9 protein-coding genes are annotated in these 15,680 nt (G+C 65.6%); 5 read left to right on the forward strand and 4 right to left on the reverse strand.

Translation table 11 applies throughout. The features are described from left to right. Positions 1 to 52: 52 nt before the first annotated feature. Together araG and C1O66_RS20760 are read right to left on the reverse strand one after the other, a co-directional pair. Positions 53 to 1,594 carry an L-arabinose ABC transporter ATP-binding protein AraG gene (gene araG, locus C1O66_RS20755; RefSeq protein ID WP_102769935.1) on the reverse strand — a complete coding sequence of 514 codons (1,542 nt, stop codon included), beginning with the start codon at positions 1,592 to 1,594 and terminating at the stop codon, positions 53 to 55. Positions 1,595 to 1,598: 4 nt separating this feature from the next. After that, positions 1,599 to 2,600 (reverse strand): arabinose ABC transporter substrate-binding protein, encoded by a 1,002-nt coding sequence (locus C1O66_RS20760; protein ID WP_165794753.1) that lies wholly within the window; start codon positions 2,598 to 2,600, stop codon positions 1,599 to 1,601. 643 nt (positions 2,601 to 3,243) lie between these two features. On the opposite strand from C1O66_RS20760, the gene C1O66_RS20765 reads away from it, so the two are divergent. The 5 genes from C1O66_RS20765 to C1O66_RS20785 all read left to right on the forward strand — a co-directional run bounded on the left by C1O66_RS20765 (position 3,244) and on the right by C1O66_RS20785 (position 14,501). Then, a complete protein-coding gene (locus C1O66_RS20765; protein ID WP_243392904.1) occupies positions 3,244 to 6,714 on the forward strand; it encodes a TIM-barrel domain-containing protein in 3,471 nt (1,156 codons plus the stop codon). 103 nt (positions 6,715 to 6,817) lie between these two features. After that, complete coding sequence (locus C1O66_RS20770) at positions 6,818 to 9,775, forward strand: TonB-dependent receptor domain-containing protein (RefSeq protein ID WP_102769937.1); 2,958 nt, start codon at positions 6,818 to 6,820, stop codon at positions 9,773 to 9,775. A gap of 89 nt (positions 9,776 to 9,864) precedes the next feature. Then, positions 9,865 to 11,178 (forward strand): DUF3472 domain-containing protein, encoded by a 1,314-nt coding sequence (locus tag C1O66_RS20775; protein WP_102769938.1) that lies wholly within the window; start codon positions 9,865 to 9,867, stop codon positions 11,176 to 11,178. Between the two features lie 87 nt (positions 11,179 to 11,265). Then, entirely contained in the window at positions 11,266 to 12,645 is a 1,380-nt protein-coding gene (locus C1O66_RS20780; RefSeq protein ID WP_223696835.1) for a Gfo/Idh/MocA family protein, read from the forward strand. Between the two features lie 8 nt (positions 12,646 to 12,653). Further along, positions 12,654 to 14,501, forward strand: a complete 1,848-nt coding sequence (locus C1O66_RS20785) for a beta-galactosidase (RefSeq protein ID WP_102769939.1) — start codon at positions 12,654 to 12,656, stop codon at positions 14,499 to 14,501. A gap of 52 nt (positions 14,502 to 14,553) precedes the next feature. Here C1O66_RS20785 and C1O66_RS20790 read toward each other — a convergent pair whose 3' ends face one another. After that, entirely contained in the window at positions 14,554 to 14,772 is a 219-nt protein-coding gene (locus tag C1O66_RS20790; protein WP_102769940.1) for a hypothetical protein, read from the reverse strand. A gap of 468 nt (positions 14,773 to 15,240) precedes the next feature. Next, positions 15,241 to 15,447 carry a cold-shock protein gene (locus tag C1O66_RS20795; RefSeq protein ID WP_058720877.1) on the reverse strand — a complete coding sequence of 69 codons (207 nt, stop codon included), beginning with the start codon at positions 15,445 to 15,447 and terminating at the stop codon, positions 15,241 to 15,243. Positions 15,448 to 15,680: the final 233 nt, after the last annotated feature.

Here is a 15,680-nt window from a genome sequence, read left to right on the forward strand (position 1 = left end):
CTCGTGTTCATCGGGGTCGATTCAGGATTCGGTGACAGTCGAGATCAGGGCTTCAGGCCGCTTGCGCTTCTGGGCGGGCGCCGCCATCGGGCAGGGCCAGGGCCAGCACCCGGGCCTCGTTGGCTTCGCCGCGGGCCAGGCTGCCGGCGATGCGGCCCTGGCGCATGACCAGCACCCGGTCGGCCAGGCCCAGCACCTCGGGCAGCTCGCTGGAGACCACGACGATGGCCACGCCGCGCGCGGCCAGCTCATGCAGCACCTCGTAGATTTCGCTCTTGGCGCCGATGTCGATGCCGCGGGTGGGCTCGTCGATGATCAGCACCTTGAGCTCGCGCTCGGCCAGCCAGCGGGCCAGGATGGCTTTTTGCTGGTTGCCGCCCGAGAGCAGGCGGATCTCCTGCGCCGGGCTTGGCGTCTTGATGCGCAGGCGGGCGATGAACTCGGCCGCCACCTCGGCCTCGCGGCGGGCGTTGATCAGCAGGCCGGAGTTGTTGCGCCGGCAGCTGAGGTTGATGTTCTCGGCCACCGAGCGGCAGCCGATGATGCCTTGCTCCTTGCGGTCCTCAGGGCAGAACATGAGGCCGGCGGCGATAGAGCTTGCGACCGAATCGCCGCGCAGTGGCTCGCCGTCCAGCCACACCTTGCCGCTGCGGCGCGGGTCGGCGCCGAAGACCAGGCGCATCAGCTCGCTGCGGCCCGCGCCCATCAGGCCGAAGAAGCCGACGATCTCGCCGGCGGCGACTTCAAAGCTGGCCGGCTCGGGCAGACTGCGGCCGCTCAACTGCTGCACCTGCAGGCGCGGGTTGCGTGCAGGGGTTTCGTGAGCTGCCACGGCTTGCTTTTTCCTGCCGCTGCCGAACACATCCTGGATTTCGCGGCCCACCATGGCCTGCACCAGCTGATCGCGGCTGACGCCTTGCAGGCTGGCGAAGCGGCCGACCGAGCGGCCATCGCGCAGCACGCTGGCGCCGTCGCAGAGGGCGAAGATTTCATCCAGGCGGTGCGACACATAAATCAGCACCTTGCCCTGATCGCGCAGCTCGCGCACCAGGCGGAACAGGGTCTCGGTCTCGCTGTGCGAGAGCGAGCTGGTCGGCTCGTCCAGCGCGATCACACGCGCATCGCGCAGCACCGCCTTGCAGATCTCCACCATCTGGCGCTGGCCGATGGACAGCTCGATCATGCGGGCGTCCAGGTCGAGCGCGATGCCGATGCGGGCCAGCTGGGCACGCATCTGCGCGCGCGCCTCGGCAAAGCGCACAAAGCCCCAGCGCTGCGGCAGACGGCCCAGCCAGAGGTTTTCCAGCACCGTCATCTCGGGGATGTATTGCAGCTCCTGGTGGATGACGGCAATGCCCTGGTTCAGCGCATCGGCCGCACTCTTGAACTGCAGGGTCTGGCCGGCGAGCTGCAGGCTGCCGCCGTCGGGGCGCAGCTCGCCGCCAAGGATTTTCAGCAGCGTGCTCTTGCCCGCGCCGTTCTCGCCCAGCAGGGCATGAACCTGGCCGGCCGGGATGTCGAGGTCCACGCCTCCCAGGGCGCGCACGCCGGGGAAGGATTTGCTGAGCGCGCGGATGTGCAGGTCCTGCTTCATGAGGTCACAGGCCCAGGCTGGTTCGCATCTGCTTGAAATTGGCGCGGTCGGCCAGGGTGCCGCTGGTCAGGGTCAGCTTCGGGGGCTCCTTGCCGTTCTTGATCCACTCGAACATGGCGACCGCCGTGTCATAGCCGTGCTTGCGCGGGCTCAGCATGACGGTGGCGACGAAGCCGGTGGGCTCGGCTTTGGAGAACTCGTTGACGGCCGACTGGCTGCCGCCGATGCCCACGCCGATCACGCTGGCGGCCTTGAAGCCCTTGCCCTCGCTGGCGCGCACGCCGCCGAGCACGGCCTCGTCATTGGGGCCGAAGACCAGCCACTGCTTGAACTTGGGATTCTGGGTCAGGGCCACGGTGGCGGCGTTGAAGGCGTTCTCGGTGTCGGCCTTGGGCATGGGGGCGCTGACGATGTTGGCGGCCGGCAGGCCGGCCTGGGTCAGCACGGCACTGCTGCCATCGGTGCGCTCCTTGGAGGTGCTGAGCTGGTCGTAGGTGACGCGCAGGGCGCCGACCTCGGCCAGCTTCCAGCCGCGCTTTTTCACTTCGGCCAGCAAGGCCTCGCCGACCTGGGCGCCGATGGCGCCGGCCGAGATGCCGACATGGGCAATCGCCTCGATCGGTTTGCTGGCGCCGTTGACCAGGCGATCGTCCACGCTGATCAGCTTGAGATTGGCCTGGCGCGCGCGCGCCTGCAGGGCCGGGCCCAGCTTCACATCGGGGGCGCAGACGATCATGCCCTGGGCGCGCTGCGCGGCCAGGTTGTCGATGGCGGAGAGCAGCTTGTCGCCATCGGGCGCGGCGATCTTGATCAGGGTGAAGCCCTTGTCCTTGGCGGCCTGCTCGGCATGGCGCCACTCGTCCTGGAACCAGGGCTCGTCGACCTGCTTGATGATGAAACCGATCTTGACCGGCGAAGCGGCATCGGCGGCCAGGGCGGCTGTGCTCAGCAGGCCCGCAGAGAGCAGGGCGGCGCTGCCGGCCGCCAGGGCCAGGCGGCGGCAGATGGCGCGGCGGGCTGGGGGCAGAGGCAGCGCAGTGGCGGCGTCAGGGCTCGGTGTGGCGGTCGGTTTCATCGCATGTCTCCTCGGGGTCGGGCCTGCGGGCCCGTGGCGTCTGGATGGTTGGGGCGGGTGCTTCTTGCGCTGTGGCGCCTGCAAGCCGGGGCCGCAGGCGCAGAGGGCTGGCACGCAGGCCGGAGTTTCGTCTCTTTTGCGACCCGCGCCCGGCACTTCACCCGCAATGCTTCTGTTTAGTGCTTGTTTCTTTCGAAACGAAACCTTTAACTTTCGAAATTGCCGGCCAATTGCCGTCCCGTGACAGCAACATCGGCTCAGAACAAAACTTTCGAAGCAAGAATGTATCAATAAAAATCTTTCTTTTCACAAGTCCGGCAAGAATTTCCGCTAGTGGTTTCTACTGAATTTGTCTTTTTCGCAGGGGTATTGCTGGTTTTCTTCGTTGACATCTTGCTTTGTGCTGCATAGAGTCTTTCCATTGCTTTCGATTTGCGCAAACGAGCGAAGGGCTCGCGGCGCAGACGGAAAAGGCCGTTCACCCGGGCGGCCTCACCCACACACCGCAAACCCGGCCGCGCCAGTTCCAAAGGCGGCAGCGAGGATTTGCAGGACGTCGTTGATTCAGAGGGATATGCAGATGGTCAAGAACCGCTTACCGCAGCCGACGCTGCCAAGCCATGCGCCAAGCACCGCGCTGCGCACGCCGGCCTTGGCCCTGGCTGTGCTCCAGGTCTGCGGTGGCCTGCTGCTGGCTGCGGCTGAGGTGGCGGCGGCGCCGCTGGGTGCGCTGCGCGAGATTCAGGCCGTGCCGGCTTCCGCCACGCCGGCGCCGGGCGAAGGCCTGCAGCAGTGGGATCTGCGCACCGACAGCAAGATGCGTCTGCGCATCAGCCTGCTCAAGCCCGATGTGCTGCGCCTCTGGGCCGGGGCCAAGGATCAGCTGCAGTCCGCCGGTGACAAGGCGGCGCCCATCGTCATCGAGACGGTCAGCCAGCCGGTGGCCCACAGCTGGAGCGATCAGGGCGACCACCACCTGCTCAAGACCGAGGCCCTGGCCCTGCGCGTCTACAAAAAGCCCTTGCGCCTGGCGCTGTACAAGGCCGACAACCGCAGCCTGCTCTGGCAGGAAACCCAAAGCCTGGACATCGCCGACAAGCTCAGCGTGCAGACCTTGAGCAGCCAAAAGGACGAACGTTTCTTCGGCGGTGGCCAGCAGAATGGCCGTTATGAGTTCAAGGGCAAGCAGCTTGAGGTTTCGTACTCGGGCGGCTGGGAAGAGGGCGATCGGCCCAGCCCCGCGCCCTTCCTGATGAGCTCGCGCGGCTGGGGCATGCTGCGCAACACCTGGAGCAATGGCAGCTACGACCTGCGTTCGCCCGAGCAGATCTCGCTGCAGCACCAGGAGGGTCGCTTCGACGCCTTCTTCTTCGTTGGCCCCAGTATTCGCGAGGTGCTGGCCCGCTACACCGAGCTGACCGGCCGTGCCCGGCTGCTGCCACGCTGGGCCTACGAATATGGTGACGCCGATTGCTACAACGACGGCGACAACGTCAAGAAGCCCGGCACCGTGCCCAAGGGCTGGAGTGATGGCCCGACCGGCAAGACACCCGATGTGCTGAACTCGGTGGCGCGCAAGTACCGCGAGCACGACATGCCCGGCGGCTGGATCCTGCCCAACGATGGCTACGGCTGCGGCTACACCGACCTGCCCGATGTCGTGACGGGCCTGGCCGATCTGGGCTTCCGCACCGGCTTGTGGACCGAGAACGGCGTGGACAAGATCAAGTGGGAAGTCGGCACCGCCGGCAGCCGTGCGCAGAAGCTGGACGTGGCCTGGACGGGCCAGGGCTACCAGTTCGCCATGGACGCCAACCAGTCGGCTTTCCAGGGCATTCTCGACAACTCCGACGCGCGGCCTTTTTTGTGGACCGTGATGGGTTGGGCCGGCATCCAGCGCTATGCCGTGACCTGGACCGGCGACCAGAGCAGCAGCTGGGACTACATCCGCTGGCACATCCCGACCCTGATCGGCTCTGGCCTTTCGGGCCAGGTCTATGCCACCGGCGACGTGGACGCCATCTTCGGCGGCAGCCCCGAGACCTACACCCGCGACCTGCAGTGGAAGACCTTCACCCCTGTGCTGATGGGCATGAGTGGCTGGGCCGAGGCGGCGCGCAAACACCCCTGGGCCTACGAGGAACCCTACCGCAGCATCAACCGCAAGTACTTGAAGCTCAAGATGCGCTTGACGCCGTACATGTACACCCTGGCCCATGAGGCCGAGGTCAGCGGCGCGCCCCTGGTGCGCGGCCTGATGTGGGACCACCCGCAAGACCCGGCTGCCTTCACCGAGGCGCACAAATACCAGTTCCTGCTCGGCCGTGATCTGCTGGTGGCGCCGGTCTTTCGCAGCCAGGCCGCCTCGGGCGGCTGGCGCAAGAACATCCACCTGCCGCAAGGCCTTTGGTTCGACTATTGGGACGGCCGCAGCGTGCGCGCGCCCGAGGCCGGCCGCACGATCGATCTGCAGGTCGGCCTGGACAAGCTGCCCGTCTTTGTGCGCGGCGGCGCCATCCTGCCGCTCTACCCGGAAAGCCTGTACGACGGCGAAAAGCCCAAGGACGAGCTGGGCCTGGACCTCTATCCCCACGGAGAATCGAGCTTCACTTTGTACGAGGACGATGGCCTGACCCGCCAGTACCGCGAACAGGGCAAGAGCAGCCGACAGCTCATCCGCATGAGCGCGCCGCTGGATGGCGCCGGCGATGTGCGGGTGGAGGTCGGCGCGGTCGAGGGCGAGTACGCCGGCCAGCTGGCGCAGCGCCGCCTGGCCCTGAGCGTGCACACCCGCGTCAAGCCGGCTTCCGTGGAATTGGGCGGTCAGGTTCTGCCTGAGCTGGCCGATGCCCAGGCCTTGCAAGCGGCCAGCCAGGGCTGGTTCTTCGATGCGGCCGACCGCTTCGGCACGGTGCAGATCAAGACCGGCCCGCGCTCCATCCGCCAGTCGGCCAGCTTCCTGTTGAAGATCGCCGCGGGCAGCGTGCTGGCCGGCAGCGAGGATTTCCCGGCCGCCCCGGTGCTGGGCCGCCAGGTGCCGGTGGACAGCCTGACCGTGGTCAACCGCCCGGCCGAAGAGCCGGGCCACCACATCGAGCGTGCGTTTGACGGCAAGCCCGAGACCTGGTTCCGCACCACCCGCAACCAGGCCATGAAGGCCGGGCCGCATGAATGGGTGCTGGGCCTGGGCGAGCGCCGCCTGATCGACGGCATCGAGATCGCGCCGCGCAATGACAAGAACTGGAAGTACGGCCAGGTTCGCGACTTCGAGGTCTACATGGGCGACAACAACGGCGACTGGGGCGCCCCGGTGCTGGCTGGCCGCCTGCCGCTGAAGGAGGGCCTGCAGACCCTCAACTTCCCCAAGCCGGCCGCCGGCCGCCTGCTGCGTTTCCGCGTGCTGAGCACGCACAACAAGGTGGCCGATGCCGCTGCTGACGGGGCCGCGGCCGAAACGGGCGGCGAAGCAGCTGCCAAAGCCTTCAATGCCTTGCTGCCCAGCGAGGTCGAGCCCATCGCCTTGTCGGAGTTCCATGTGCTCGAACATCGTGCTGCCGAAGGCGCCGCCGAGCAGCAGCGTTACCTCTCCGAGCTGCCGGCCGTCGGCGCCGCACGCCGCGACCGACCAGCCAGCGCCGCCGCGCAGATGCGCATGAACGGCCTGCAGTTCCACAAGGGCTTGGGCGTGGGCGCCAGCAGCCGCCTGGACTTCAGCCTCAGCGGCCGCTGGAACCTGTTCCGTGCTGACCTTGGTGTGGACGACAGCTGCCGCAGCTTTGGCGGCCTGCAGTTCCAGGTCTGGGGCGATGGCCGCCTGCTCTACGACAGCGGCCGCATCCAGGCACCGGCCGTGGTCAAACCCGAGCTCGATGTGCGGGGGCTTAAACATCTGAGCCTGCGCACCCTGCGCGCCACCGGCAGCCAGGCCCACAAGGTCTGCGCCAACTGGGCCAATGCTTCCTTGCTGGGCTTGGAAGGCGCCACCGTGAGTTTCGACGCGACGCCCTCAAGGCCGTCGCGAGCGGAAAACGCAGCACCGCGCTGACGACCCAGCCAGCACCGACCCCACCCACCCTTCACTGACCCCTGTTCGTTGGCAAAAACAGGCCAGCCGCGTTGCGGCGTGCCCAAACCTTGGAGATGAGACGATGAGAAAAACGACAAAACTGGTGGCCGTCCTGGCCGCAGCCGGCCTGGCGTCCTGGGCCCAAGCCCAAACCGCGAACCCGAGCAACAAAGAAGCGGGCGAGAAGCTCGACCGCGTCGAGGTGACCGGCTCCAGCATCAAGCGCATCAACGCCGAGACCGCCTCGCCGGTGCAGGTGGTGGACGCCAAGCAGATCGAGAACATGGGCGCCAAGACCCTGCAGCAGGTGCTGGAAAACCTGCCCGCCAATATGCCGGCGCTGCAGGACTTCCGCTCCATGTTCACCGGCACCGATGGCGCCTCGCAGGCCAATCTGCGCGGCCTCGGTGCGCAGGGCACGCTGATGCTGCTGAACGGCCGCCGCCTGTCCTTCTACGGCGCACCGGACGGCTTCCAGACCCAGTTCGTCAACATCGACACGATTCCAGCGGCCGCCATCGAGCGCATGGAAATCCTGACTGACGGCGCCTCGGCTGTTTACGGCTCGGATGCCGTGGCTGGCGTGATCAATGTGATCACCAAGAAGGAGTTCACCGGCCTGCAGCTGAGTGCCAACACCGAAAGCTCGCAGCGCATCAAAGCCTACGGTCAGCATTCGGCCAGCGCGATGTTCGGCTTTGGCGATCTGGCGCGCGACAAGTTCAATGTCTACGGCTCGGTCAATCTCTACAAGCGTGACACCGTGTCGCCCCAGGACACGCTGGACAAGCGCCCGGCCGGCTACTACATCGACAACCCGAACTACATCAAGAACTTCCGCATCAGCGACGGCAGCACGCCGGGCGTGCTGAACCCGGGCACCTTGTTCGTGTTCGACAGCAAGAACACCCGCTCCAGCATGGCGGTGCCGGGCTGCACCAGCATCGTCACCACCGGCAGCAACACCAGCTGCGCGATCAACAACCTGCCTTACCAGCTGGCCGTGGTGGGCGCCTCGGACCGCGCCACCCTGTTCCTGAACGGCACCTATGCCGCCAGCCCCGACATGGAGTTCTTCGGCCAGGCCAACTACACCCACATCCAGCTTCACTCGATCAACCGCCCGGCTTTCTTCAACAGCGGCTCCAGCAGCAACTGGTTCTCGCGTGACACCGGCACCACGCTGAACACCTTCACTCAGCCTTTCCTGGGCCCCAACAACGTCTACAACAAGCTCACGCCTGAGCTCAAGGCCAAGATGGGCGGCGCCGCGGGCCTGACGTATTACCTGCTGGACGATCGGAACCACATTGGCCAGAAGAACGAGGACAACAGCTACCGGGTGCTGGGCGGCGTGCGCGGCAGCTTCGGCAAATGGGACTACGAGTCGGCCTTCAGCCTGGCCGGCAGCCACTCGACCCTGTTCCAGACCATCAACACCAGCAAGAAGGGCTTCGAGAAGGCCTTCGGTCCCTACACCGTCGATCCGGTCACCAAGCGCACCTATATTGCTGACAATCCGGCCTACAAGTTCGGCGAGATCAGCGCATCCAATGCGGCCCTGCTGCGAGAAGCCTTCCCGACCTTCGACATCCATTCCTGGACCCGTCTGGCCACCTGGGACGGCAAGGTCGAGGGCGAGGTTGCACAGCTCAGCGCGGGCGCCGTGCGTGCGGCTTTCGGTGCCCAGCTGATGCGTGAGGAGTTCTACACCCCGGGTAACCCGGCGGCAGCGGCCGGTGACATCACCCAGCAGGGCGGCTCCTGGTTCAAGGGCGAGCGCAATGTGGCGGCGCTGTTCAGCGAAGCCATCGTGCCCCTGAGCAAGAACCTGGAGATGGACGCTGCCGTGCGTCTGGACAAATACCCCAACTTCGCTGCCAATCTGGCGCCCAAGGTGGGCCTGAAGTACCGAGCCATGCCCGAACTGCTGCTGCGCGGCACCTATTCGGAAGGCTTCCGTGCGCCCAATCTGGCCGAGTCCGGCAACGGCGGCGTCTTTGCACAGACGGCGGTGCGAGATGGCCTGCGCTGTCTCGAGACCGATGCAATCGCCAACCTGCTGAAGAAGTCAGCCGTGGCCTCCGAGCGCGAGCGCGGCACCCAGCTCTTCAACAGCAACTGCAACACGGTCGTCGGTGGTATGACCCCGCCGAACAAGGACCTGCAGCCCGAGAAAGCCAAGATCTCGACCCTGGGGATCGTGTTGCAGCCGCACAAGGACTTCAATGTCTCGGCCGACTACTTCTTTGTCTCTCGTCGCAACGAGATCGTGCGCGAGGACTTCGGCCGGCTGTTCAAGGAGGCGGTCGAGAAGTACGGCCCGGGCCTGGAAGGCGCGCCCAATGCCCAGCGTGTGCCGCTGTCCGACAGTGACAAGGCCGTGATGGTGGAAGTGGCCACCATGTGCGCCAACCCGGCCAATGCGGCGGCTTGCGCGGCCGGAGTGCCAAAGTACTCAGCGGGCAATTTGGCCGGCCTGGTCAACAAGTACTTGAACCGCGGTCGCACCCTGGTGGACGGCTTCGACTTCGATGCCCAAGGCCGCTTCAGCCTGGGCGACTTTGGTCGCCTGGGTCTGGGCATCAAGACCACCATCATGAACCGCACCATCTACAACTACGACGATGGTGAGGGCTGGTCGGGCAACTACATCGGTCTGCACAGCAACCCCAAGGTCACGGCCACGCTGAATGCTGACTGGAAGTACCGGGACTTCACGACCAGCGTCTTCGTCAACTACACCGGCACCCGCAAGTGGGCCGACTACCCGGGCGACGAGACCTACACGCCGGAAGCTTGCGCGACCAAGGGTGGCGCCCTGACCGCGGACGATTGCCGCCGCGGCATTCCGTCCTACACCACGGTCAATCTGTCGCTGAACTGGACGCCGATCAAGCACCTGAACCTGGGCCTGAACGTCAAGAACCTGTTCAACCGCCAGCCCTACTACGACCCCAACGGCTGGGAAGGCTATGACCACCGCTACAACATCTACGGCCGCATGTTGAGCCTGTCCGCCAGCTACAAGTTCTGGTGATCTGGTGTGGCCGGGGCAGTGCCCCGGCCCGCCTTCCTGTTTCTCGACGTGCCCGGCTTGTGCCACGGACGTCTGTTGCGAGAACTGCCATGTCAGACTTTCGATCTCTGTTGCCTCGTGCGCTGCTGCTGAGCGCCTGTCTCGGCCTGAGCGCCATGGCCCAGGCGGCGGCCTTGATGCCCGCCCCGGGCTCGGCCACCGTGGCCAAGCTGGCCCCAACACGTGTGGCACTGGCCGGAAATGCCTTCATCACCAGCGCCGCGCCCGATGCGCCTGAGTGGATCTCCTACAACGAGGGGCTGATGGATTGGCGCGATGCCCGCACCGTCATCAGCAGCTGGGTTCGTGTGGCCCAGCCCGGCAAGTTCAAGATCAGCCTCAAGGGCACGGTGCCGGCGGGCAGCGTCAGCCAGGTGCGGGTCTCGGCCCTGGGCAAGTCATTCAATCTGCGCCTGACGCCGACGGCCGGCCCCTTCAACACCCTGGCCACCATCGATGTGCCGCAGGCCGGCTACGTGAGGATCGACGTGCAGGGCATCAGCCGCACCGGGCCTGAGTTTGCGCAGCTTCAGGCCATCGAGCTCAGCGGCACGGCAGCGGCCGGCCTGGTCTATGCCAACCTCGATGCCGACTGGGGCTATTACTGGTCGCGCCGTGGGCCCTCGGTGCACATGAGCTACAGCACGCCGGCCCACACCGAGTACCTCTACAACGAGCTGACCATTCCCGTCGGCGAGGATGCCGTGGGCTCCTACTTCATGGCCAATGGCTTTGGCGAAGGCTACTTCGGCATCCAGGTCAAGGAGGAAGAGCGCTGGGTGCTGTTCTCCGTCTGGGATGCCGACAGCGGCAAGACCACCTTGGTGAAGAAGGGCCCCGAGGTCGTCAGCAATGAGTTCGGCGGCGAGGGCACGGGCGGCCAGAGCTATCTGGTCTACCCCTGGAAGGCCGGCACCACCTATCCCTTCATCACCCGCGTGCGTCCGGACGGCCAGGGCAACACCTTGTACTCGTCCTGGTTCTACGCGGTGGAGCAAGGCCAGTGGCGTTTCATCGCCACCTGGAAGCGCCCGGCCACCAACACCTGGCTGACCGGCGCCCATTCCTTCTGCGAGAACTTCATCGATACCAACGGTTTCGCTGGCCGCAAGATGCTGATGGGCCAGCAATGGGCCGTCAACAAGAGCGGCGCCTGGACCGAGCTGAACAAGGGCTGGTTCACGGTGGACCCGACCGGCGGCAACCGCCAGCGCCTGGACTTTGCCGGGGGTGTCGATGCCAGCGGCCAGTTCTACCTGCGCAACGGCGGCTTCTTCAACGCCACCGTGCCCGCCAATCAATCCTTCACCCGCCCGCTGGGCGGCAAGAAGCCCACGGTGGACCTGAGCTCCTTGCCCGAATGAAGGCCCGCCGAGGCAGGCTGGCGCCACAATGCGCCGGTGCCCTCGGCTGACCGCGCCCACCGACATTTCTCCCTTTTTCTTTTCCTCATGCACGCACGCACCATGCAACGCCGCCACTTTCTTTCCTCCAGTTCCGCCGCCCTGGGCGCCGCCAGCCTGAGCACCCTGATGCCCACCGCCCGCGCCGCCGGCCGGGAACGCCTGCGCCTGGGCCTGATCGGCACCGGCATGCGGGGCCAGGTCTTGCTGACCGAGCTGCTGCGCCGCGACGATGTCGAGGTGGTGGCCCTGTGTGACATCGAGCCCATCATGCTGGGCCGTGCGCTGGCCATGGTGGAGCGCTTCAAGAAAGCCAAGCCGCAGACCTACGGCGAGAGCGGCGACAAGCTTGCCTACCGCAAGCTGCTGGAGCAAAAAGGCTTGGACGGCGTCATCATCGCCACGCCCTGGGAGCTGCATGCCTCCATGGCCATCGATGCGATGAATGCCAAGGTGCCGGTCGGCTGCGAGGTGGTGGCCGGCATCACCCTGCAAGACCATTGGGACGTGCTGCGCACGCAGCAGCGCACTGGCACGCCCTACATGCTGCTAGAAAACGTCTGCTACCGCCGCGATGTGATGGCGGTGCTGCAGATGGTGCGTGCCGGCCTGTTCGGTGAGCTGGTGCATCTGCAGGGCGGCTACCAGCACGATCTGCGCGCCGTGAAGTTCAACAACGGTGACCCGAACAAGCCTTACGGCAGCGGCGTGGAGTTCGGCGCCAAGGGCTGGAGCGAGGCGCGCTGGCGCACCGAGCATTCGGTGCAGCGCAACGGCGAGCTCTACCCCAGCCACGGCATCGGCCCCTGCGCCATGTACGCCAACATCCACCGCGGCAACCGCTTCACCCACATCAATGCCTTTGCCAGCAAGGCCCGGGGCTTGAACGACTACATCAGCAAGAAGATGGGCGCCAAGGACCACCCCAGCGCCAAGGTGAAGTTCAAGCTCGGCGATGTGGTCACCACCACCCTGGCCTGCGAGAACGGCGAGACCATCATCCTGCAGCACGACACCTCGCTGCCGCGCCCTTACTCGCTGGGCTTCCGCGTGCAGGGCACCGATGGCCTGTGGATGGACCTGAACCATTCCATCCACATCGAAGGCATCAGCAAGCCCCACCAGTGGGAGGACTTCAAGGCCTACCAGGACAAGTTCGATCACCCGCTGTGGAAGAAGTACGCGGCCAAGGCCGAAGGCGCCGGCCATGGCGGCATGGACTTCTTTGTCGTCCACGCCTTTGTCGAAGCGCTCAAGGCCAATGCGCCCATGCCTATTGATATCTACGACGCCGTCGCCTGGAGCGCGATCACGCCGCTGTCCGAGCAGTCCATCGCCGAGGGCTTCAAGACCCTGGCTTTCCCAGACTTCACCGAAGGCCTGTGGAAGACGCGCAAGCCCATCTTCGCCTTCGACGACAAATACTGAGCCGCCGCATGAGCAGCACGCCGCGCCGCAGTTCCTGGATTGCCGGCCTGCTGGCGCTGGCCCTGGCCGGGTCGATTTCTGCCCCAGCCTGGAGCGCGCCCGCGCGCTTCGAGCTGGGCCGGGATGAGTTCCTGCTGAATGGCCAGCCCACCCAGCTGATCGGCTGCGAGATGCACCCCGCGCGCATCCCGCCCGAGTACTGGCAGCACCGCCTGCGCATGGCGCGCGCCATGGGTTGCAATGCGGTGCCGATCTATTTGTTCTGGAATCAGCACGAGGCGCGGCCGGGCCAGTTTGATTTCAAGACCGGCAGCCGCGACATCGCCCGCTTCGCCCGCCTGGCCCAGGCCGAGGGCTTGCTGGTGTTGCTGCGACCCGGGCCTTACGTCTGTGGTGAATGGGATCTGGGCGGATTGCCGCCCTATCTGCTGGCCCATGCGGACATCGGCCTGCGTGGCCAGGACCCGCGCTATCTGCAGGCGGTGACGCGTTATGTGCGCGCCGTGTCCCGGGCGCTGGCGCCGCTGCAGATCCAGCGCGGCGGGCCGATCGCCATGCTGCAGATCGAGAACGAGTACGGCAGCTATGCCAATGACCGCGGCTATCTCAAGCGCTTGGCCGCGCTGTGGCGCGCCGAGGGCTGGCAGATCCCGTTCTACACCGCCGACGGCCCGACCGCCCAGATGCTGGGCGCCGGCAGCCTGCCCGGCGTGGCCGTGGGCCTGGATTCGGGCAGCGAGCCGGCCCACTTCGAGCTGGCTCGGCGCATCAACCCCGGCGTGCCGGTGTTCAGCAGCGAAACCTATCCCGGCTGGCTGACCCACTGGGGCGAGGCCTGGGCGCGGCCCGAGCTCGAGCCTTTGTTGAAGGAGGTGGACTTCCTGCTGCGCGCAGGCAAGTCCTTCAGCTTCTACGTCGCCCACGGTGGCAGCAATTTCGGCTTCACCGCCGGCGCCAACTCAGGCGGCAAGGGTTATGAGCCCGATGTCACCAGCTACGACTACGACGCGCCGATCGACGAGCAAGGCCGGCCGCGCGCCAAGTACTTCCAGCTGCGCGAGCGCATCGCGGCCCTGCGCCAGGATCGCAGCCCTTTGCCCGAGCTGCCCGCGCCGATCCCGGTGATGAGTCTGCCGGCCCTGCAGCTGGAGCCGCATGCCTCGCTCTGGCAACACCTGCCCCCAGCACGGCGCAGCTCGCATCCCAAGACCTTCGAAGCCCTGAGCCATGAGCAGGGCTTGATGCTCTACCGCACCCGCCTGGTCGGCGCGCGCAGCGGCAAGCTGGTCCTGCATGGTCTGCACGACCTGGCCAGCGTGTATCTGGACGGCCGCCTGATCGGCCACCTCGACCGCCGCCTGGGTGAGAACAGCCTGGAGCTGCCCGCCAGCGAGGCGGCCGAGCCGCTGCTGGAGATCCTGGTCGAGGCCATGGGCCGCATCAACTTCGGCCCGCTGCTGGTCGACCGCAAAGGCATCACCGAACGGGTAAGCCTCAACGGCATGACCTTGCTGGGCTGGGACCACCACCCGCTGCCTCTGCGCGAGCGCTGGGTGCAGGGGCTGCCGGCCGCGGCGTCTGCGGCGGCGCTGGACCCAAGACCGGGCCGATTCTTCAAAGCCAGTTTCGAGATCGCTGGCACGCCAGCCGACACCTTTCTGGACTTGTCCCAGTTCGGCAAAGGCATGGTCTGGGTCAACGGCCACAACCTCGGCCGCTACTGGGCCATCGGCCCGCAGCAGCGGCTTTACTTGCCCGCGCCCTGGCTGCGGCAGGGTCGCAACGAGCTGATCGTGCTGGACCTGCGCTCGACCGCGGGTGGTTCGGTCAGTGGGTGGGAGGCGATGAATCCCTGAAGCGCAAGCACGAGCGTTCTGCGTCGTGCAGGCTTACCCGTGTGGGCAGGTTTCAGTGGGCCTGAATCCAGGCCAGGCCTTCGGCCGTGGCGTAGCGGATGGCGGCGCGCGGGCTGTGGAAGCTGGGGGTGAATCGCATCACGCGGTCGTGGCTGGCCATGCCTTGGCCCGAGCGGATGGAGACGGAGGCGGCGAAGCTGCCATCCGATTGCGGCTTGATCATGGGTGACACCAGGTACTTGCCGACTTCGATGCTGTGCTTGTTTTGCATATTGTTTTTTTCTTGCGGTGCGGCGGGCTTGGGGCCCGTGCCGCCAGTTTCGGAATGAGAAAGAAAAACTCAGACCAAGGAGTACGGAAAAGCGTTCGAAACAGGGGAGGGGAGCTTGCTACGGCATGTTGGGGCATGCAGTGGATCGAGAGTCCTCAAGGTCTCCATCGATCTCAGGGCTGGGCTTGGGATGCCCGGCTTGGCTTGAGGTGCTCGGCCATGGCGAGGCCGCCTCAGCCTGCCATCATCGGCAGGGCTTGTCGGGTTCAGTGCTTGCGCTTTGACTGAATGAGCAGCAAAGCGCGATGCTGGCCCGACTTGTCTTCTTCGTTTGTTTTTCTACTTCTTGGTGTTGCGTCTTTTGCGAGTCGGGTCAGAAGCCCGGGTGTCGCAAAAAACAATGGGTTGACGCTTGCACGCCAACCCATCAGGTGAGCGGCGCCCGAGGGCACCACTCGCCGGGCTCAATTACAGAGCGCGGATGTTCGAAGCTTGCAGACCCTTGGGGCCTTGCTTGACTTCGAATTCAACCTTTTGGTTTTCGGCCAGGGTGCGGAAGCCGCCGTTGTTGCGGATTTCGCTGTGGTGGGCGAACAGGTCCTTGGAGCCGTCTTCAGGCGTGATGAAGCCGAAGCCCTTGCCGTCGTCGAACCATTTCACGGTGCCGGTTTGCAGTGTTGTCATGATGTGTTCCTTTTGAACAAATTAAAAATACTCCTTGGCTCGCGACAACGCAAAGCCTGCGGAGACAGAAACACTCAAGAACAGTCAAACGGGGAGTTGAAACTGAAGCGAGCCTGGCGCGACGAATGAAGCGAACGTACGGCGGGGCTGCAGATTGAAGACCTTGAAGAAACGGTCTTGTGCGTATCTATGCAGCTAATGTAGCACAGTTTGTCTGTCCCGCC

Source organism: Paucibacter aquatile, assembly GCF_002885975.1.
GTDB classification, from domain to species: domain Bacteria; phylum Pseudomonadota; class Gammaproteobacteria; order Burkholderiales; family Burkholderiaceae_C; genus Paucibacter_A; species Paucibacter_A aquatilis.